Here is a 19,856-nt window from a genome sequence, read left to right as displayed (position 1 = left end):
GACCACCGCGCGTCGACATGGTTTACTGAGTTGCACAGCTCACCGTGACGTTCGGTGGCCTTCTCAGGAGTTTGTCGTGACGCGGAGTACCCGGCTGGCGCCGATGATCGGCCCGGACTCGACCGGTTCGGGTACTGCCGTGCGCTCGCCGAAGACCGCGGAGCTCGTCGCGGGCACGCTGCGCCGGATGGTCGTCGAGGGCCAGCTCACCGATGGCGACTTCCTGCCCAACGAGGCCGAGTTGATGGCGCACTTCGGCGTCAGCCGTCCGACGCTGCGCGAGGCGGTGCGGGTGCTGGAATCCGAGCGGCTCGTCGAGGTCCGCCGCGGATCGCGGACCGGCGCCCGGGTGCGGGTCCCCGGTCCCGAGGTGGTCGCCCGTCCTGCGGGGCTGCTGCTCGAGTTGTCCGGCGCCACGATCGCCGATCTGCTCACGGCGAAGGCCGGCATCGAGCCGCTGGCGGCGCGCCTGCTCGCCGAGTCCGGCTCTGCCGAGGCCTTCGAGGAACTCGACGCACTGCTCGAGGGACTGGTCGCCGACGGCTGGCAGTCCGAGCGGCTGGCCGAGAACACCGGCGCGTTTCATCTGCGGGTGGTGCAGCTGTCGGGCAACGCGACGCTGGGCATCGTCGCCGGCATGCTGCACGAGATCACGGTGCGGCACACGGCTTTCGTGTTCAACGAGCGCCGCCCGGTGTCCAAGGCGGACTACGAGAAGCTGATGCGCTCCTATCGCAAGCTGATGGCGTTTCTGCGGGCCGGTGACGCCGCGGGCGCCGAGGCGCACTGGCGCAAGCACCTCGACGTGTCCCGCGAACTGTTGCTCACCGGGCTGGAGAACGTGCCCGTGCGTGACGTGATGGGGTAACTAGGACGCGTCGACATCATGGTGGTCGTGGCGTTGCCAGGTCACGTGCACCGGGACCGTGTCGTCCCACGGCTGCCGGGTGACCATGTCGGCCACCATGATGTAGCCGCGCTCGAACTCCCCGGTGGCCGCGTCGACGAGGCGGTACTCCTGGCGCTGCTTGTGGATCGGCTGCGCATCGAGCAGCAGCACCCGCACCTCCCCCGGCTCGAACCGGCAGCGCTTCTGCAGCGCGGCGATCAACTGCTCGTTGTGCATGTGACCGTCGCCGAAGTTCCAGCCGATCGCGGTGCTGCAGATGCGTTCCCCGTCGGTGAGCACGTACTCGGCCTCGTCGTGGCCGGCCATCAGCCGGTGCGCGAGCGTGAACATGGCGCGGCCGTGGGTGTTGAACGAGCGGAACGCATATCCCATGTACTGGTACATCTCGGCGGTCTCCCGGCTGCCGTAGAACTTCTCCATCTGGGCGGCGGGCATGCTGGCGATCGCGACGATGCCCGCGGCGATCTTCGCGTCCGCCGACGGCTTGATACACCACAGCGAGGTGTCCCAGTTGCCGGCGTAGTACCGCATCCCCGGCAGGAAGGAGACCTTGCGCGGGAACAGGTTTCCGATCGCGACGGTGCCGGCGGACACCGCGAAGAGCACCAGCGGCCACGGGCTGTGCAGATCGCCGAGACCGATACCGGCGTTGCCGACGAACAGCGCCAGCACGCTGAACATCATGAAGACGTTCCACTCCAGCGGCACCCCCATCGGGATCGCGGACAGGATCCCAAAGTGGAAGCACAGCATCACGACCGCCGCGACCGCGGTCACCCAGCCGCCGTGGGAGAAGAACAGCACCAGCGGCACGAGCATCTCGATGGCGGTGGACACGTGCGCGAGCCACCGCGATGCGCGGCCGGGCCGCAGATCGTCCGGGAAGTGCTCGAAGAACCGGCGCTTGATGGCCCGCGGCCGGATGACCGGGTTGTTGCTCATCATCGTCGAGATGACGAACGGGAAGTGCTTGTTGAGTTTGGACGTCGCCGCGCCCATCCAGATGACCAGGCACACCAGCTTGGCGGCGATGACGATGTCAGCGCCGGTGAACAGGAAGCACACCGCCAGGGCGCCGTAGACCTCACCGCGGGCCGCCAGGAACAGCACCTTGTCGCGCAGGCCGGCCAGCGCGAGCAGGCCGAGAATGGTCGCGGTCTGCCAGACCGGCAGTACCCCGACGTCGGAACCGAGCTCAGGAATGGGACCGGTGCCATCGGAAAAGAGAGCGACAACCAGCATCACCAGCAGCGCGCCGTAGAGCACGACGTCGAACGGTGTGCGCGCATCGCCTTTGGTCAACGGGATCCGGTTCGGCCATGGCGGCAGCCGAATGGTCTTGGGCCGCAACCAGTACAGCACCGAGCCCATCGGCGGGAAGAACCGGTTGTTAAGCGGGCCGAAGCCGCAGCCCAGGCCGACGATCTCGAACAGCATCGTGTAAAAGACGACCTTCTGGTACACGATCGGTTCGTGGTACCAGGCCGCCACGTCGGTGAACCCGTCGATGCCCCGGGTCGTCAACACCACCAGCCACGCGAACAGCACGTACAGCAGGATCTTGACGACGTAGAACAGGTGCATCACGACCGGTGTGCCGAAGCCCACCTCGGCCCAGTGCCGGGCCATCGGAACGATCCGCTCCGCGCGAGTTCCCTTGCTCCATTCGGCGTAGTCGACGACCGGCGCGTCCTGTTTGAGAAACCCCATGGGCATCAAGACTAGAACGTGTTCCAGTTCCCCTTCACCCGAATGTGCGGTTTCCTCCGCGACACGCCGCCGCGCGGGGCGTACCCCGATGCACAGTCTGCGTCACTCAGGCGCCGGTCTTGGCAGGTGGACGGTAGAAGATCACCAGTTGGCCGATACCGCCGGCCAGCCCCAAGACCAGCGCGATCAGCAGGCCCCACCACCCGTGCAGGAAGTCGTAGAACCCGGTGCCGGAGAACAGCGCGTAGTCGAGGCTGATCCTGCCCGCGCCGATGGTCGCGATGCCGACCGCCGAGGCCGCCAGCACCAGGTTGTACTCCCAGCCCTCCTTGACGATGAAGAACCCGTTCGGCTTGTGCACGGTCCACGCCGCGACGAGCATCAGCGCGACGAAGCCGGCGGCGGGGATCGGGGTGAGCAGACCGACGGCCAGACCGAGGCATCGCTGAGGGCAGCCGCGATCTCCGGCGTGGCATCCGACACCGACGGCCCCNCCCGCAGCCATCTCGGTGGTGGCCGCGATGCGGGCGTGGAACATGCCCGGCTTCATGCCCATGCTGTCGAACCAGCCGGCGGTCCCGGCCAGGCCGCCCTTGCCGAAGAACTTGTTGTAGCCGTGCGCGGCCATCGTCAGGCCGAGGACGACCCGCAGGATGAGCACTCCGACGTCGTAGGCAGTCATGCAACAAAATCTAGAACATCTGTCACGTCGGCGCGCCCGCCGGGGACCGTCAGGCAGGCACCCAGCTGCCGTGGAAGCCTGCGGGGACCCGATGCGGCAGCTTGACAGCGGCCACATCCTCCAAGGTCTGCGCGTCGAGGATCGCGAGTTCGCTGCGGTCGGCCTGCCGGTCGTAGACGAAGCCCATCAGCACGCCGTCATCCTCGTCGGCATCGGGTGAGGACGGATGAAAGACGAACTCTCCGACCGCCTTTCCGTCGCCGAACGACCGGGCCACGGAGTTGTCGCCGATCAGGTCGTGTTTGAGTAGCGTCTCGGCTCCGCTCCCGTCGCCGAAGCAGGGCGCGTACCCGTAGCGGTGCCGCTTCCCGACGAGCCGTTCGTCGACGCGGGGGAACTCCTGGGGACGGTCGTCGACGCGCGACTCCCGCACCTTGCCGTCGACGAGGTCCACGGTCCAGCGCTCGAGGGTCGGGGGGCCCTCGTTGGGCCCCAGGTGGTCGGTGTCGAACATCTTCGGATGCCGGATGACGTCGAGCACCACGGTGTCCCCCGAGTCGTAGGCGTTCATCGGGTGGAAGACGTAGCAGGGTTCGACGTCGAACCATCGCACGTCGTCGCCGGTGCCTTCACGCGGCATGACGCCGATGCGCGCGGGATAGTCCGGATCCCACGAGTACGGGAATCGTCGATCCGCCGACGCGGGAGTGGGCATCCGGGCGGCGATCGGATCGGGGATACGCACCCGGCCGATCAGGGCGCTCAGCATCAGACGGGCCGGCAGCCGGAGCCCGCGCGGCACCGTCATCTCCACCGCCTGATGGACGTCGAAGGTGACCGGCAGGTCGTAGAGGATCACGTGGCGTTCGGTCAGCGAGAAGTCGTGCATCATCGGGCTGCCCGTCACCGCGATGTCGACGGTGCGCCGTGCCCGTCCGTCGGCGCCGATCACCGAGTACTGCACGCTGTCGGCGCGATTCATGCTGTAGGAGACGGCGTGTAGTTCGCCGGTGTCGGGATCGCGCTTGGGGTGTGCGGTGTATCCCCCGGCCAGGGTGCCGTCGAAATCGCACACGCCGACGGTGTCCAGTTCGTCGGTCAGTTCGTAGTTGGCGACGCCGGACTCGATGAGGGCCAACGTCTTTCCCGCGTGACCGATGACGTTGGTGTTGGCGCCGATCGAAGACACCCGGAAATCACCGGCCGGCGCCGGCTCACCCAGCGCGCGGGCCGTGGCCGGTCCGCGGACCCACCGGTTGCGGTACCACTCGGCCCTGCCGTCGCGGATCCAGATGCCGTGCACCATGCCGTCGCCGACGAACCAGTGGTAGAGCTTCGGATCGATCTCCCCGATCGGATTGGGCCCGTTGCGCAGATATCGCCCGTCGAGGAAGTCGGGAATGGTTCCGGTGACCTCGAGGTCGGTGAGCGTGTACTCCTGCGCCAGTGGCGCGAAGGCGCCGCTCAGATAGCGGTTGTCCATGACACTCCCCTGATAACAGCGTTATAGCGCTCTCTGTATAACACCGTTATGGCAGCATGGCAATCATGAGCGCGGTGTCGGCAGAGGTGATCGCGGCAGGCGTCCGCCTGCTCGAGCGTGACGGCATCGGGGCGCTGAGCGCGCGCAACGTGGCCACCGAGGCCGGCACGTCGACCATGGCCGTCTACACCCATTTCGGTGGGATGACGGGCCTGCTCGACGCGATCGCCGTCGACGTGTTCGAGCGATTCGCCCAGGCGCTCACCGAGGTGCCCCAGACCGACGACGCGGTCGCCGACTTCCTCGCGATGGGCCTGGCCTATTACCGGTTCGCGCAGGCGAACCCGCAGCGCTATCAGTTGATGTTCGGCACGACGGCGCCTGCGTCGATCGCGCGGTTTCGGACGGACCTGACCGTCACGGGCAGCGCGAGTAACCGTACCGAGTGGGCGCTGTCGTTCGGGGCGCTGCACCGGGCGGTCCACCGGATGATGGCGGCCGGACGGATCCGGGACGACGACGAACTCGCGGTGGCCGGCCGGTTGTGGAGCCTGAACCACGGCGCGGTGATGCTCGAGATGGTGGGTTTCTTCGGGCATGAGGGCCATGGCCTCTCGCAGATCCTCGGCCCGCTGGTGATCGACACTCTCGTGGGCATGGGCGACGACCGCGGCGCAGCGATGCGGTCTCTGCAGTCAGCGCTGACCAGGGCCGCCGAAAGCGTCTAGCGCAGCGCGTGATCCAGCCGGTCGAGGTAGGCGTCGACGTCGCCGATCGCCGACTCGGCGGCGTGCACGCTGACCGCGACGGTGTCGCCGATGCCGTGCACACCGTGCGTGAGGCCCATCATCGGCGAGAGCGCGGGGAAGCCGGCGGTGAGCACGACGGGCGCGCCCGCGAACGACAGATCGGCGGCGCCGCGGTGGACGCTGGAGACGACGGTGTTACCGGTGACGGTGTCGGACCGCCGGTCCGGATCGAAATGGCCGACGCCCCAGCGCAGCACCGGCGCGGGGATCGCCGCGAATGCCGCTGCCTCGGCCGCCAGCGCCGGATGCGACGCGCGTCGCCTGCGACCCTGCAGGTCGGCAGCGATCGCCTGGGCGCGACGGTCAGCCGGCAGATGCGGGTGCAATCCGACGCCGACGTTGCCGTAGTGGTTGTTCGCCCAGCGCACACCGGGTGTGGCCATCGGCACCTCCGCACCCAACAGCGTCGGGTCGTCGCCGAGTTCGCGCAGGTACCCGGCGAGCGCCGACGAGACACCGGTCAGCACGCCGACGGTCACCGTCGGCCCGGGCACCCGGTCGCGCCGCCGGATCAGCGTGCGCACCGACAGCGCGCCGGCGGGCCGCATGTTGCTGCGCAGGGCCGGGCGCGAAAGCGATTGCGGCGGAACCAGTCCCGCATCGGTGTCGCGGACCAGCCGACGGTGCGCCCGCGCGGCGGCGAAGGACCGGCGGACGAACCCGCCCCCCGTCGGCGGTGGCACCGCCGGCACGGCGCCGGGCCGGCCGAACAGCCACGCCGCCAGCGCCGAGGACCGGGCGCCGTCGGCGAGGGCGTGCGAGATCTGCAGGATCGCAACACATCCCGCACCCGCTCCGGGTACGTCGTCCACGACGGGGAAGACGTGGAGCCGCCAGGGGTGCGTCCACGGATCGAGCTGGTCGGCGACCAGCCCCGCGACGGCGACCAGGCACCCCTCCCACGTGTCGTCCGGGTAGATCACGAACTGCTGAGCGTCGACGGCGCACCTGTCCCACACGGGGTAGCGCCCGCCGCCGGTGTCGCGCACCCGCATGGTCAGGTCGGTGCACGTGTCGGCCCGACGCCGGAGCTCGTCGAGCGCGTTGCCGGGATCGGCGACCGTGCCGCCGAACCCGTAGAGCAGGAACTGGTCGTTCGGGACGACCGCCGACATCCACAGCGTCTGCGCGTCGACCGGGGCGAGCCGGCGCATCGTCATACGGCCAAGGCTAGGCTGTGCCGCATGTCGCTGCTGCCGTCGGTGTCGAAGGCCGGGGCGGTGCTCGTCACCGGCGCCTCATCGGGCATCGGCGAGCAGATCGCCCGCGAATTCGCCCGCCGCGGCTACCCCGTCATCCTGGTCGCGCGGCGCGCCGACAAGCTCACCGAACTCGCCGCCGCGCTGGGCACCCAGGCCCATGTGCTGCCCGCCGACCTCGCCGACGCCGCCCAGCGGGCCGCGCTGCCCGACCAGGTGGCCGCGCTGGGGCTGACCGTCGACATCCTGGTCAACAACGCCGGCCTGTCCAACCTCGGTGCGGTCGCGAAGGTGGATCCGGCCGACGAACTGCGGCTGATCGAAGTCGACGTCGCGGCCGTGGTGGACCTGAGCACCCGGCTGGTGCCGGGCATGGTGGCGCGCGGGCGCGGCGCGGTGCTCAACGTCGCCTCCGTCGGGGCGTTCGGGCCGGTGCCGTTTCAGGCGTCCTACGGCGCAGCCAAGGCGTTCGTGCTGTCCTACACCGAGGCGATGCGCGAGGAGTTGCGCGGCACCGGGGTGATCGCGGCCGTGGTCTGCCCCGGCCCGGTCCGCACCGGATTCGGGGCGGCGGCAGGCATTCCCGACGAGGAGGCCGAGAAGATGCTGCCGCCGTTCCTGTGGGAGCAGGCCGATACCGTGGCCCGCGTCGCGGTCGACGGCCTCGCCGGTGGGCGCTCGGTCATCGTGCCAGGCACGCCCAACCGGGCGGCGGCCCTGCTGTACCGCTATGCCCCCCACCGGCTGCTGCTGCCGCTGCTCGGCCGCAGCCATCCCGGCCGGTCGGCGTAGCGCTACACCGGGTCGAACGCGGAGATCAGCCAGCGGTCGCCGACCTTTTCGAGGGTGACGCGCACGCTCGAGTTGGTGTCGGTCGGAGCGTCCGCGCCGACGGTCACCGTCTGGTTGACGAACACCAGCACGACGGCCTTCTGCGGGGTGGCCGACACCGACGCCGCGGCGGGCACCGTGGCGACCGCGGAGATCTGCTTCTGCTTGGCGCCGGGGATCACCACATCGTTGGTCAGCGAGGTGTACGAGTCGCGGAAGTCGCCGGTGAGCAGGTTGCGGGCCTCGCCGAGCTGCTGGTCCACCTTGTCGGGCGTGTACGACAGCAGCGCGATGGTGCTGTCCTTGGCCGCCTGCACCGACGACACGGCCGCGATCTCCCCGTCGCGCACGGTGTTGTCCCGCCACTTCAGGTATCCGGCGCCGAGGGCGAGGCCCAGGGCGATGGCCGGCAACACCGCGAACGCGACGACGCGCGTCCATGTGCTGCGCCGCTTCGGGGCATCCCCGGGCTCCTCGGCCGACTCGAAGTCCGCTGACTCGGTGTCGTCGGCGGCCTCGGTCTCCTCGGCGGTCTCGGTCTCCTCGATGGCGTCGGCCTCGGTGGCGTTCGTCGTCTCGTCGGTGACGTCCGTGCTCACGTCTGCGCTCATGTCGGTGGGCTCGCTGACCTCTGTCTTGTCCTTGCTCACGGCACGAACTCCACGTTCGACACCTTGGCCTCGTCGCCGAGCTTCTCCACCGAGATCCGCATCCGCCAGGCCCGCGGTTGCTGTTCGGGGGCGCCGGCATTGGTCGTCTTCACCGTCACCGCAACCAGCACCTGCGCCTCGTCGTCGGTCGAGGTCTCCAGGCCGGCCTCGGCGATGGTGCCCTCGGACTTCGACTTGGCCTGCTTGACGACCTCGGCGAACGGCTGGGCCCGCTTCTGGAAGTCGTCGTAGAAGGTCCCCGTCGCCGAATCGAGGATGCGCTGCACGTCGGCGTCCGCCTGCTCCCAGTTGATCGTGGTCAGGTTCAACGCGCCCTGCCTGCCCACCTGGAGGAACAGCTCGCGGGTCGACTCGGCGCGCTGCGACTCCCACGTGCGGTAGCCCAGCCAGCCCGTCAGCCCCGCCAGTGCCAGCACGCCGACCAGGCCCGCGACGAGCGCGATCTTGACGTGCGACCAGGGCGCCCGCCGCGAAGCCGCCACCTCGGCGTCGTCCGCGTCCTCCGCGTCGTCGACGTCGGTGTCCTCGGTGTCATCCGCCTCGAGGGCGGTCTCGTCGGTGGCGGTCGGCTCGACGGTGGTGTCCGGCTCCGGGGTCGTCTCCGTCAGTTCCCCTTCGGGGGCAGCAGCATCGTCTGCCATGTTTTCTCCTCTGCGGCACCGTTGGCCAGGTTGGACTGTGTGTAGACACGTCCGTCCGGTCCAACGTACGTGCCGCTCGCCGGATCGTATTCGGCGGCCGCTATGGGTGGCGGCGCGGGTCCCGGCGGCGGAGAAGACTGTGTCGGTGAGATGTTCGGCGGGATGTCCGGAACGGCCTGACCGGACGCCGTCGCGTTCGGGTCGCCCTTCCAGTTGTAGCCGTCGTTGAGCGGCACGTAGTTCTCGTTGCTCAAACACTCCTGCCACGTCGGGGCGCGCTTGCCGGGCACCTCGACACACGGCAGGTTGCGGGCACCGCGCACGTTGAACGGCGCGTCCTGGGGCACCCGGCAGTACACGTCGCCCGGCGGCCGGTCCGGGTAGTCCTCGAAGGTCGGCACCCGCCGCTGCTGGGCCGGCAGGAAGCCGGTGGTGCAGGGCGGCGGGATCGCCTGCGGGGGCAGCGGGATGGGCGCCGGCAACAACGGGATCGCCAGGTTCAGGTTGAAGTTCAGGGCATCGCCCATGTAGTCCTGCTTGGTGTTGCGCTTGTGCACACCGACCGCCTGCGTGACCGCGGTGCCCTGCGGCAACAGCACCAGTAGCTGCTCGAGGCTCGGCTGATAGGTGACCAACACCTCGCCGACGCTGACCAGGTTGGCCAGCACGATCGGCAGGGTGGGCTGCAGCCGGTCGAACAGCGCGCGCACCTCTTCGGCGGCGCCCGGACCCTTGTCGAGGATGCCCCTCAGCGCCGGATCCTGCCGCTGCAGCTGACCGGAGACGTTGGCCAGGTTCGCCGCCCACGCCTGGATCGAGTCCGCGGTGTCGATCTGGCTGTCCAGCACCGGCTTCGACTCGTCCACGAGGGTGATCAGGGAGTCGAGGTTCTTGCGGGCGTCGATGGCGAGGGTCGAGCTCCCGGTGACCAGGCGGCGCAGGTCGGGGCCGAGCCCGCCGACCGCGGTGTACGCCTCGTCGACGACCGTCTGCAGGTTCTCCTGCGGGATCGCCTCCAGTCCGCGGTTCGTGGCGTCCAGCACGGTGTTGATGTCGGTCGGCACCGTCGTGCGGTCCTCGGGGATCACGTCGCCGTTGCGCAGCATCGGGCCGTCGGCGCTGCGCGGCAGCAGTTGGACGAACTGCTCGCCCACGGCGGAGACGCTGTGCACCTCGGCGTCGACGTCGGCGGGGATCTTGACGTCGGAGTTCAGCGACAGCACCGCCGACACCCCGGTGTCGGTCAGCGAGACGCTCTTCACTTCGCCGACCTCGACTCCGCGGTAGGTGACGTTGCCGCGCGGGTACAGGCCGCCGCTCTGGGCCAGCTTCATGGTGACCTGGTACTGCCCGACGCCGAAGAAGGCGGGCAGCCGCATGTAGGCGAACACCATGATCCCCAGCGCGGTCGTCGCGATGACGCCGAAGATCAACATCTGGATGACGATTCGACGGGTTATCCGCATGTCACCGCCCCTGGTCGAATCGGTACGGAGCGACCAGCGGGTTGCCCGCCGTGCCGGGGCCACCCGCGTTGCACGGGCTGGGGAACTGCCCGATGGTCCGGCCCCACTGCAGTTCCAGCCACGTCAGGTCGCATTCCCACCGCGAGCCGGTGAAGATGCCCTGATCGATGCGGCTCAGCGTCAGGTCGAGGACCAGCGTGAGGTTGGCGTAGTCGCCGCGCATCCAGTTGGTCAGCGTCTCCTTCGGGAAGGGGAACGTCGGCAGGAAGCTGAGCGCGCGGGTGAGCGCGGGGCCGGCGTTGGCCAATTGCTCCACCGTCGGGCCGAGGGCCTTGAGTTCGGCGACGAGGGCTTCCTTGGTCTGGTTGACCGAGTCGGCGGCCAGCGCGCTGAACCTGCCCAGCTGGGTCAGCGCCTCGGCCAGGTTCTTGCGCTGGTCCTTGAGCACCGAGAGCGCATCGGGGATCGTCCTGAGCGCCTTGTCCACGACGGGCTTCTGGTCGGCGAACTGACNGCCTCGGCCAGGTTCTTGCGCTGGTCCTTGAGCACCGAGAGCGCATCGGGGATCGTCCTGAGCGCCTTGTCCACGACGGGCTTCTGGTCGGCGAACTGACCGACCAGGTTGTTCAGGCTCTCCGTCGCGGCGATGATGTCCTGCTTCTGGTCGTCGAGGTAACCGATCGCGAGGTCGAGCTGCTCGATGAGGCTGCGCAGGTCGCCTTCACGGCCGGCGAACGCGACGCTGAGCGCCTCGGTGATGTCCTGGATGTCGCCGATACCGCCGCCGTTGAGCAGCATCGCCACTGCCGACAGCGCCTGCTCGGTGGTGGGGAACGACCCCGACGACGACAGCGGGATCAGCGAGCCGTCATGCAGTCGGCCCGCGGGGGCCACGTCGGTGGGCGGCGCGAGCTCGATGTGCTGCGACCCCAGCAGGCTGGTCTGCCCCAGGGTGGCCGTCGCGTTCGCGGGCAGCACGACGTTGCCGTTGAGCTCCATCGTCACCAGCGCATGCCAGCCCTGACGCTCGATCTTGCGGACGTGGCCGACGTTGACGTCCCCGACGCGCACGCGCGAGTTCGGCTCGATCGCGTTGACGTCCGGCATCTGCGCCTCGATGGTGAACGCCCCCGGCCCGCCGCCCTCGACGCCGGGCAACGGAATCGTGTTCAGCCCTCGCCAACCCGCGCAGCCGGACAGCAGCCCGACCGACACGACCGCGACGGTCACGCCGCGCACCGCGCGCCTCATGGCTTCCCTCCCGGGGGCACCATCAGGCCCTGCAGCCCGTCAGCCGGATTGGGCGTCGTGGGCACCGCCTCGGCGGGCAGCAGGGGACCCATCGACGGCGGCAGTGGCGCGGCCTGCGCCGGCGCCGGCCCGGGGCCGGGCCCCGGACCCGAGGCCGGGGGTGGCGGGGCCGAAGCACCTTGCGGCGGAACGTAATCGGGCCGCAGCCAGTCCTCGCTGTAGGTGAGTTCGTTGGGCCGGGTACTGGCGCCGACGAAGACGTTCTGCGCCACCGGCAGGAAGTTGTACTGGCGGTTCTTGATGATCGGCGCCAGGTACTGGACGCACAACTTGGCCGACTCCTCGGCGCCCAGGCGGGAGGCCGCCTGAATGGCGCCGCACAGGAACGAGATCGGATCGGAGAAGTTGTTGATCATCGGCACACTGCTGACGGCGCCCTGGGCGGGCTGCCAGATGTTCACGTAGTTCTGCAACGTGTTCGGTCCGACGTGCAGGAACTGCTTGAGGTCTCCGAGGCTGTCGTTGAGCGCCTGGGTCACCCCGGCCAACTTGTCCGATGTGGTGCCCAGCGCTTCGCGGTTGTCGGCCACGAATGTCTGGACCTCGCCGACCACGTTGTCGAGATCGCGCACGGCGTTGGCGACCTCGTCGGGATCGTCGGCCAGCAGGTTCGTCACGCTCGCGAGGTTCTGGTTGAGCTGACGCATCACGTCGGTGCTGTCCTGCAGCGCCGAGACCAGGATCGCCAGATTCTTGACCGTGGAGAACAGGTCGGTGCTGTGATCACCGAGTGCCGAAATCGCCTGGGAGAGCTTGATGACGGCGTCGCGGATGTTGGCGCCCTGGCCCCGCAGGTTGTCCGCAGTGGTGTTGATCGCCGAGCCCAGCGGGCTGACGCCGCCCGGCTCGGTGGGCTGCAGGCTGTCGGCCAGCTTCGCCAGTTGCTCGCGAACCTGATCCCATTCGACCGGTACCGCGGTGCGTTCCCGCGGGATCACCGCGTCGTTGCCCAGCACGGGTCCATCGGTGTAGGCGGGGGTGAGCTGAATGTTGCGCGCGGTCACCAGCGTCGGGGACAGGATCGCGGCCTTGACGTCGGCCGGCACCTTGTACTTGCTGTCGTACCAGAAGGTGACCTTGACCGACTCCGGTTGCGGCTCAATGGATTCGATCCTGCCGACGGGCACTCCGACGATGCTGACGTAGTCGCCGGCGTAGATGCCGTTGGTGTTCTCGAAGTACGCGGTGACGTGGGTGCGGTTGACCCGGTCGGTGTTGCGCAGCAGCACCACCACACCGCCGGCCAGGATGACCACCAGCGCGGCGATGAGGAGGTAGCGCGGGACTCGCGTCATTGGCCTCCCTCCGTGGGTGCGACGGGCGGGGCTTCACCGGGCGCGGGCACCACCTGCGGCAGCGGGGTGGGTCCGGGAACCGACTGCAGGTTCGGCGGCGCCTCGGCGGGCGGCCCGGGCGGCGGACCGCCCGGGGGCGGCGCCGGCGGCGGCTCGCGGTACGGATAGCAGCCGGTGGGTCCGGGCAGCGGCAGCCCCGGCGGGCCGCAGCCCTGATCGCCCGGATTGCCGGTGATGGCATCCGGAATGGTCAGCCGCGGCTCGCCGCCCTGCCCGGTGCGCGGGAACGGCACCGGCAGCGCCGGGGTCCCCGGCTGACCGACCTGCGGGTCGGTCCGCTCCGACGGCAGCAGCACGTTCGGATCGAGGCCGAGGTCGGAGAACGCGGCGTCGACGAACGGCTGCACGAACTGGCCGGGCAGCAGGTTCGCCACATAGGTCTTGAAGAACGGGCCCGAGGACACCGACTCCCCCAGCGACATCGAGTACTGCTGCAGCAGGTGCAGCGACTTCTGCAGGCGCTCCTTGCGGTTGTCGATCATCGTCAGCACGCCGTTGAGCTTGTCCAGCGCAGGCCTGAGCGTCGCGCGGTTGTCGTTGATGAACCCGAGCAGCTGGTCGCTGAGCGCCGAGATGTTGCCGGAGATCTGATCCAGCGCCGCACTCTGATTCTGCAGTTCGGCCAGCAGCGCGTTGCTGTTGTTGACCAGGCCGACGATCTGGTTGCTGCGCTCGGCCAGCACCGTCGTCGCCTTGTTGGCGTTGCCGAGCAGGCCGCGCAGCTGGGCGTCGCGTTCGTCGAGGGTCTGGGAGAACCGCGCGACGCCGTCGATCGCCACGCGCAACTGCGGCGGGGTGTCGGCGAACGTGGCCGACAGCACCCGCAGCGACTCCGACAACTGGTCGGTGTTCAGGCCGCTGATCGTCGACGCCAGATCCCCCAGCGCGTCGGGCAGCTGATACGGAGACGTGGTGCGGTCCAACGGAATCTGGGTGTTCAGCTGGCCGTCGCCCCGCGAGGTGATCTCGAGCAGTTTGGTGCCCAGGAGCCCCTTGGTCTTGATCGCCGCCTCGGTGCGGTCACCGAGCCGGATGTCCTTGGCGACAGTGAACGTGATCCGGGCGCGCGAGTTGTCCAGATCGATGGACTTGACGGTGCCCACCTTGAAGCCCGACACGAGCACGTCCTGACCGGTGGTGAGGCCGCCGGCGTCGGCGAACAGGGCCGAGTACTCGCGGCCCTGGAAGAACGGCAGCCGGTCGTAGTTCAGCGAGCCGACCACGATGCCGATGGTCACCAGCAGCCCGATCGTGCCGATGACCAGCTGATTGCGTTCACTGAAGGACCTCACCGCGGCGCACACCTCCCCGTCGACTGGCCGGCCACCTTGACGTACACGGGTTGGCCACCTTTGCCGTTGAGTTTGAGCACGATGTCGCACAGGTAGAAGCTGAAGAAGTCGCCGTAGATGCCCTGGCGCGCCAGCGCCTGGTACGCGTCGGGCAGTGTGTTCAGCAGGTTGTCGAAGTAATCCTTGTCGGCCACCACGATGGCGGACGCGCGGTCGGTTTCCTTGACCGTCTTGGTGAAGGGCTCACGCGACTGCGCCAGCAGGTCCTCGATGCTCGACGCCGCCGCGTTGGTGTAGGCGAGCCCGCTGCTGATGTCCTGCCTGCGGTCCTTGAGGGTCTCCACCAGTCCGGACAGCCCGTCGACCGCCTTGCCGAGCTGGTCGCTCTGGTCGCCCAGCGAACCCAGCACCACGTTGAGGTTGGTGACGACCTGCCCGATCAGCTGATCCCGGTCGGCCAGCGTGCTGGTCAGCGCCGCGGTCTGGGCCAGGAACGAGTTGATCGTCCCGCCCTGTCCCTGCAGCGCCGAAATCAGTTGCCCCGACAGCGCATTGACCTGGTCGGGGTCCAGCGCCCGGAACAGCGGCCGGAAGCCACCGATCAGCGCGTCGAGGTCCAGCGCCGGCGCGGTGCGGGCCATCGGGATGGTGCCGCCCGGCTTCAGCGTCGCGGTGCTCCCGGCGCCCTCCTCCAACGCGAGGAACCGCCCACCGATCAGGTCGTCGTAGCGGATCACCGCCCTGCTGCCCTCGGTGAGCACCACCGTGTCGTCCGCACTGAACTCCACGAGTGCCGTCGTATCCGGTTGAATGGCAACCTTTTCGACCTTGCCCACTTCGACACCGGCGATCCGGACGAAATCGCCGTTCTCGAGTCCACTCACGTTGGTGAACTCGGCCCGGTAGGTGTGTGTCTTCTCCCCGAAGCGCATCTGCCCGAAGACGGCGAACAACCCGAACACACCGAGCAGGCACACGACCAGGAACACGGCGAGACGCCACGCGTCATGCCGTATCGAGGTCGTCAGGCCTGGCATCGCAGGTCACCTTTCCGTGCTGAGTCGATGGTGGTCATGGGGACGGCGCAGCCTCGCGCGGAAGCGGAACCGGCGGCAGCGGGGTCGGCTGCATCTGCGCCGGGTTGGCGACGATGAAGGGTTCGGAGCCCGGCGTGGGTCCCGGCTCCCGCGGCGCGCCCGGAGGCGGGGCCGGGGGCAGCCCCGGCCACAGCGGGGAGCCGTCGGGGGCGTAGAGGTCCGCACCGTAGGCGGGGGCGCCCGGATACGGAATGGGCCCGGGGGCCGGTCCGCCGAACAGGTTGCGAATGCTGGGCGGTTCGGGCACGGCGCGGGTGGTCGGCAGGTAATTGGCCCAGGCCGGGAACCCGATGCCCGGATTGGGCCGCCAGTCGATACCGGTGCCCCACCCGGTGTTGGTCACCAGGTTTCGCACCGGCCAGTTCTTGGCGACATCGGGCAGCGAGCCGCACGAGGGCTTACCGCCGGGCCCACCCTTGGCGCCGATGACCGGCAGATTGTCCGGGTAGTGGTACGGGTCGTCGCCGAGCGACAGCCCGACGTCGAGCACGAGGGTGCGGCCGTTGCCGCCCGGCCCCTCGTAGCCACCGGTGTCGAGCAGCGTCTTGGCGCCGGTCAGCAGGCAGGTGTACTCCGGGCTGTACTTGTACAGCAGGTCGGTGGTGGGCCGCAGGACGTTGATGCCCTTGATCAGGTTGGCCTGATTCGGCGCCAACAGGCTGATCCCGCTGTTGGACAAGCCGATCGTCGACATCAGCAACGTGTCCAGCTGCGTCGCCCGGTCGGAGATCGTCGTGCTGGTGGTGCTCAGCGCGTCGAGTGTGGTGACGATGTCCCCCGCCGCGGCGCTGTAGGTGTCGTTAAAGCGCTTCAGCGTGCGCCAGTCCTCGGCGATCGTGTCGCTGCGCGGATTAAGCTGCAGCAGAACCTGATTCGCGGCGGTGGTGGCCTCTCCGATCTGCGGGCCCAGACCCCGGACCCCGTCGGCGAGCGCGGACAGCGTGCTGTTGAGCTTCGCGACGTCGACGCGGTCGATGAGGGCGACCACGTTCTGGAACACCGTGTTCGCCTCGACGGTGACGTTGCGCGACCGGATCACCTGGCCGGCCTGCAACTGCCCCTTCGGATCGGAGGGATAGACCAGGTCGACGTACTTGGCGCCGAACACCGTGGTCGCCCGGATCTGGGCTTCGACGTTGCCCGGGATGTGGTCGATCTTGTCCTTGTCGATCTCGAGCTTGAGAGCCACCGGCTCGCTGCCGCCCTCGATCGCGGAGACCCGCCCGACCTGCACGCCGCGCAGCTTGACCTTCGAGTTCGTCTCCATCACCAGACCGGCGCGGTCAGAGGTCAGCGTCACCGTCTCATGTGACTTGAAGGTGCCGAAGAACAGTGCGAACGTCAGCCACAGGGCGACCGCGATCAGCAGGAGCAGGATCAGCGTGTACCACGCCGGGTGCAGTCCTTCGTCGTGAGTGTCCATGTCAGCCCGCCAGATTGAAGTTGCCGGACTGGCCGTAGACGGCCAGGGAGAGCAGCACCAGCACGGATGCCGAGATGATCAGCGAGGATCGGACGGCCCGCCCGACGGCCTCGCCCACGCCTGCCGGCCCGCCGCGCGCGGTGTAGCCGTAGTACGTGTGCACGAGCATGATGATCACCGACAGCACGATGCACTGCCCGAACGACCACATCAGGTCGGTGGGGTTGAGGAACGTCTTGAAGTAGTGGTCGTATACGCCGGTCGACTGGCCGTAGAGCACGGTGGTGCCGAAACGCGCCGCCCAGAAGGCCATCAGCACACCGACGCAGTACAGCGGGATCACCACGAGGAAGCCCGCGATCACCCTGCTGGAGGCGAGGAACGCGATACTGCGGATGCCCATCACCTCGAGGGCGTCGATCTCCTCGTTGATCCGCATGGCGCCGAGCTGCGCGGTGGCGCCGGCGCCGATGGTCGCCGACAGCGCGATGGCGGTGGTGGCGGGCGCGATGAGCCGCACGTTGAAGTAGGCCGAGACGAATCCGGTCAGTGCTTCGACACCGATGGTGGAGAAGTCGTTGTACCCCTGCACCGCAACCAGCGCGCCGGTGGTGACCGTCAGGAATCCGACGATGGCCACGGTGCCGCCGATGACGATGAGCGCGCCCGCGCCGAGGCCCATCTGGGCGATGATCCGGATCAGCTCGACGCTGTAGTGGGTGAAGACGTAGCCCACCGAGCGCAGCGTGCGGCCGAAGAACTTAGCCTGCGTGCCGATGTCGTTCCACGGACCGGCCACGCTCTGGTACCGGGCCTTGAGCCACGGGAACTGGGAATGGGGCCGCGAGACCGTCATAGCGTGATCTTGATCGCTACGGCCGTCGCGACGATGTTGATCGCGAACAGCGCCATGAAGGTGAACACCACGGTCTCGTTGACGGCGTTACCGACGCCGGCCGGGCCGCCGCGCACGGAAATGCCTTTGTAGCAGGCGATCAGACCGGCAGAGAGGCCGAACAACGCGGCCTTCGCCAACGCGATGATGACGTCGGTGGTGCCGATGAGCAGCGTCAGGCCTGCCGCGAACGCGCCCGGGGAGACGTGCTGGATGTAGACGACGAAGAAATAGGCACCCGTCAGACCGACGAGGATCACGGTCGCCGACAGCGCCAGCGACACGACCATCGCGGCCAGCACGCGGGGAACCACAAGAGCCTGAATGGGATTGATCCCCATCACCCGCAGCGCGTCAAGTTCCTCGCGGATGGTGCGGGCGCCCAGGTCGGCGCACATCGCGGTGGCCCCCGCGCCGGCGACCACCAGCACGGTGACGATCGGCCCGATCTGGCGGACCGTGCCGAGCGCGGCTCCCGTCCCGGAGAAGTCAGCGGCGCCGATCTCGGTCAGCAGGATCGTCGTGATGAACGTCAGGAGCACGGTGTAGGGAATGGTCAGCAGCAGCGTCGGCAAGATCGACACGCGGGCGACAAACCAAGACTGGGCGATGAACTCACGCCACGCGAACGGCGGCTGGAACAGCGCCACGAACGTGTCGAGGGCCATCGAGAAGAAGCCGCCGAAAGCGCGTACAGGCTTGGCGAGAGCATCGGAAGCGACCATTCAACCGGTCCTTCCTCGAATGCAGTTCACCGCCACGGCCCTCCGACTGACCAACCCCCTGTTGTGTGTGGGCTGACCGTACATCTGCGAGGACGCCGGCAGACCGTATATCACCAAAATGTGGTACGGCAACACGAACCGTTGTCGCTGCATGGCGACAAGCCACTTCACACAGCTGCCACCGCCTCCTCGAGTTCGGCGATGACGATCTTTCGCATGCGGAGCATCGCTTTCGTCGCCGCGCCGGCCCGCGCGGGATCGGGGTCGGCGGTCAGCTCCACGAGCCGGTCCGGCACGATCTGCCAACTCAGCCCGTACCGGTCCTTCAGCCAGCCGCACGCCGACTCCTCTCCCCCGTCGACGAGTCGCTCCCAGTAGAAGTCGACGTCAGCCTGATCGCGGCAGTGCACCGTGAACGACACCGCCTCGGTGAACCGGAACGCCGGGCCCCCGTTGATGCCGATGAATCGTTGACCGTCAAGGGTGAAGTAGGCCGCCAGCACGTCGCCCGGTGTGCCGGGCCCGGCGTCGGTGCAGCGGTCGACACGCTCGATCGAGGAGTTGGGGAACACGGCGGTGTAGAACGCGAGGGCGTCCTCGAGGTCGTCGTCGAACCAGAGCGACGGGGTGATGGCGGGCATGGCGGCCTCCTGTGGATCGGGTTGCTGTCCCCATGGAGACCGTCGATCCGGCGAGCAGTCATCGCGGCAGGCTCACCCACGTGGGACCGCTCCCACCGCGCGCAACGCGAAGTCGAGCAGCCGGCTCTGGGCCTGCTTGACCGCCTGCAGATCGTCGGACGTCACGCTGGTCATGATCCGGCTCACCAGCGCGCTGATCGCGACCGCGTCGTGGTCAGGGTCGGCGAGCGGGAACGAGCCGTCGGCCCGCCCGCGTCGCAGGATCTCGGTCAGCGAGCGTTCCCGGCCCGCGTGCGACTGCTCGCGCAGCTCCCGGTAGCCCTGGGCGGTCCGGACCTCCTCGGAGTCGATCACCGACATCTGCATCCGTTGCCGTGGATCGACCATCAGATCGAAGACCTCGCCGATCCACGCGGCGAGCTGATCGGCCGGACTGCCGACGGCCTCGGCGGCGACCCGGTCCACCCGGGCGGCGATGTCGTCGGCCCCCTGCCGGAGCAGAGCCAGGAACAGGTCGTCCTTCGACCGGAAGTGACGGTAGAACGCCCGGCTGGACACGCCCGCCGTCCGCAGGATCACCGACATCCGGATCGGGCCCCGGTGCGGCTCGGACAGGCACCGGTAGGCGGCCTCAATGATGCGGTGACGATCGTCGTCGTGGCCGGCATCAATTTGCACAAACGAAAATATTAGGGACATCATCGGCCATCTGGAC

General features: G+C 68.6%; 18 protein-coding genes and 3 pseudogenes. 3 read left to right on the top strand and 18 right to left on the bottom strand.

What is annotated here, in order from left to right; all coding sequences use genetic code 11:
• The first annotated feature begins 76 nt into the window (after positions 1 to 76).
• Entirely contained in the window at positions 77 to 868 is a 792-nt protein-coding gene (locus MCHUDSM44219_RS03735) for a FadR/GntR family transcriptional regulator (protein WP_048416883.1), read from the top strand.
• Here the strand turns inward: MCHUDSM44219_RS03735 and MCHUDSM44219_RS03730 are convergent, their stop codons facing one another.
• The 4 genes and pseudogenes from MCHUDSM44219_RS03730 to MCHUDSM44219_RS03720 all read right to left on the bottom strand — a co-directional run bounded on the left by MCHUDSM44219_RS03730 (position 869) and on the right by MCHUDSM44219_RS03720 (position 4,785).
• Entirely contained in the window at positions 869 to 2,620 is a 1,752-nt protein-coding gene (locus tag MCHUDSM44219_RS03730) for a DUF3556 domain-containing protein (protein WP_048416882.1), read from the bottom strand.
• 106 nt (positions 2,621 to 2,726) lie between these two features.
• Positions 2,727 to 3,059 (bottom strand): annotated as a pseudogene (locus MCHUDSM44219_RS03725) (DoxX family protein); the annotation flags it as partial.
• Between the two features lie 55 nt (positions 3,060 to 3,114).
• Positions 3,115 to 3,302, bottom strand: a 188-nt coding sequence (locus MCHUDSM44219_RS30670; RefSeq protein ID WP_236695337.1) for a DoxX family protein, incomplete at its 3' end; no start/stop codon positions are given.
• A gap of 49 nt (positions 3,303 to 3,351) precedes the next feature.
• Positions 3,352 to 4,785: a carotenoid oxygenase family protein gene (locus tag MCHUDSM44219_RS03720; RefSeq protein ID WP_048416880.1), complete on the bottom strand. Its 1,434-nt coding sequence runs from the start codon at positions 4,783 to 4,785 to the stop codon at positions 3,352 to 3,354.
• 65 nt (positions 4,786 to 4,850) lie between these two features.
• On the opposite strand from MCHUDSM44219_RS03720, the gene MCHUDSM44219_RS03715 reads away from it, so the two are divergent.
• Positions 4,851 to 5,513, top strand: a complete 663-nt coding sequence (locus tag MCHUDSM44219_RS03715; protein ID WP_048416879.1) for a TetR/AcrR family transcriptional regulator — start codon at positions 4,851 to 4,853, stop codon at positions 5,511 to 5,513.
• Here MCHUDSM44219_RS03715 and MCHUDSM44219_RS03710 read toward each other — a convergent pair.
• Entirely contained in the window at positions 5,510 to 6,754 is a 1,245-nt protein-coding gene (locus tag MCHUDSM44219_RS03710) for a WS/DGAT domain-containing protein (protein WP_048416878.1), read from the bottom strand. The two genes, MCHUDSM44219_RS03715 and MCHUDSM44219_RS03710, sit on opposite strands and share 4 nt — an antisense overlap.
• Before the next feature lie 24 nt (positions 6,755 to 6,778).
• On the opposite strand from MCHUDSM44219_RS03710, the gene MCHUDSM44219_RS03705 reads away from it, so the two are divergent.
• The gene (locus tag MCHUDSM44219_RS03705; RefSeq protein ID WP_048416877.1) at positions 6,779 to 7,585 is read left to right on the top strand and encodes an SDR family NAD(P)-dependent oxidoreductase; all 807 of its coding nucleotides are present in this window, start codon (positions 6,779 to 6,781) and stop codon (positions 7,583 to 7,585) included.
• 2 nt (positions 7,586 to 7,587) lie between these two features.
• Here MCHUDSM44219_RS03705 and MCHUDSM44219_RS03700 read toward each other — a convergent pair whose 3' ends face one another.
• The 13 genes and pseudogenes from MCHUDSM44219_RS03700 to MCHUDSM44219_RS03645 form a co-directional block, all read right to left on the bottom strand.
• Positions 7,588 to 8,235, bottom strand: coding sequence for an Rv1363c family protein (locus MCHUDSM44219_RS03700; RefSeq protein ID WP_082162028.1), 648 nt, complete (start codon positions 8,233 to 8,235; stop codon positions 7,588 to 7,590).
• A gap of 35 nt (positions 8,236 to 8,270) precedes the next feature.
• Complete coding sequence (locus MCHUDSM44219_RS03695) at positions 8,271 to 8,936, bottom strand: Rv1363c family protein (protein WP_048416875.1); 666 nt, start codon at positions 8,934 to 8,936, stop codon at positions 8,271 to 8,273.
• Positions 8,900 to 10,402: an MCE family protein gene (locus MCHUDSM44219_RS03690; RefSeq protein ID WP_048416874.1), complete on the bottom strand. Its 1,503-nt coding sequence runs from the start codon at positions 10,400 to 10,402 to the stop codon at positions 8,900 to 8,902. The genes MCHUDSM44219_RS03695 and MCHUDSM44219_RS03690 overlap by 37 nt, the downstream gene beginning before the upstream one ends.
• Before the next feature lies 1 nt (position 10,403).
• Positions 10,404 to 10,915, bottom strand: a pseudogene (locus MCHUDSM44219_RS30665) (mammalian cell entry protein); the annotation flags it as partial.
• Between the two features lies 1 nt (position 10,916).
• Positions 10,917 to 11,653, bottom strand: a pseudogene (locus tag MCHUDSM44219_RS30660) (MCE family protein); the annotation flags it as partial.
• Positions 11,650 to 13,008, bottom strand: a complete 1,359-nt coding sequence (locus tag MCHUDSM44219_RS03680) for a virulence factor Mce family protein (protein ID WP_048416873.1) — start codon at positions 13,006 to 13,008, stop codon at positions 11,650 to 11,652. The pseudogene MCHUDSM44219_RS30660 and the gene MCHUDSM44219_RS03680, both read right to left, overlap by 4 nt.
• Positions 13,005 to 14,360 carry an MCE family protein gene (locus tag MCHUDSM44219_RS03675; RefSeq protein WP_048416930.1) on the bottom strand — a complete coding sequence of 452 codons (1,356 nt, stop codon included), beginning with the start codon at positions 14,358 to 14,360 and terminating at the stop codon, positions 13,005 to 13,007. The genes MCHUDSM44219_RS03680 and MCHUDSM44219_RS03675 overlap by 4 nt, the downstream gene beginning before the upstream one ends.
• Positions 14,357 to 15,397, bottom strand: coding sequence for a virulence factor Mce family protein (locus MCHUDSM44219_RS03670; protein ID WP_082162025.1), 1,041 nt, complete (start codon positions 15,395 to 15,397; stop codon positions 14,357 to 14,359). Before MCHUDSM44219_RS03670 ends, MCHUDSM44219_RS03675 begins: the two co-directional genes overlap by 4 nt.
• Before the next feature lie 34 nt (positions 15,398 to 15,431).
• The gene (locus MCHUDSM44219_RS03665) at positions 15,432 to 16,880 is read right to left on the bottom strand and encodes an MCE family protein (RefSeq protein WP_048416872.1); all 1,449 of its coding nucleotides are present in this window, start codon (positions 16,878 to 16,880) and stop codon (positions 15,432 to 15,434) included.
• 1 nt (position 16,881) lies between these two features.
• The gene (locus MCHUDSM44219_RS03660) at positions 16,882 to 17,736 is read right to left on the bottom strand and encodes an ABC transporter permease (protein WP_048416871.1); all 855 of its coding nucleotides are present in this window, start codon (positions 17,734 to 17,736) and stop codon (positions 16,882 to 16,884) included.
• Positions 17,733 to 18,500: an MlaE family ABC transporter permease gene (locus MCHUDSM44219_RS03655; protein WP_048416870.1), complete on the bottom strand. Its 768-nt coding sequence runs from the start codon at positions 18,498 to 18,500 to the stop codon at positions 17,733 to 17,735. The genes MCHUDSM44219_RS03660 and MCHUDSM44219_RS03655 overlap by 4 nt, the downstream gene beginning before the upstream one ends.
• Positions 18,501 to 18,667: 167 nt before the next feature.
• Positions 18,668 to 19,141 (bottom strand): VOC family protein, encoded by a 474-nt coding sequence (locus MCHUDSM44219_RS03650; protein WP_048416869.1) that lies wholly within the window; start codon positions 19,139 to 19,141, stop codon positions 18,668 to 18,670.
• Between the two features lie 72 nt (positions 19,142 to 19,213).
• Positions 19,214 to 19,819: a TetR/AcrR family transcriptional regulator gene (locus MCHUDSM44219_RS03645; RefSeq protein WP_236695335.1), complete on the bottom strand. Its 606-nt coding sequence runs from the start codon at positions 19,817 to 19,819 to the stop codon at positions 19,214 to 19,216.
• Positions 19,820 to 19,856 lie beyond the last annotated feature (37 nt).

The organism is Mycolicibacterium chubuense, assembly GCF_001044255.1.
GTDB classification, from domain to species: domain Bacteria; phylum Actinomycetota; class Actinomycetes; order Mycobacteriales; family Mycobacteriaceae; genus Mycobacterium; species Mycobacterium chubuense.
The sequence above is the reverse complement of the archived record's forward strand: the minus strand, read 5'-3'. Positions and strand labels throughout refer to the sequence as shown.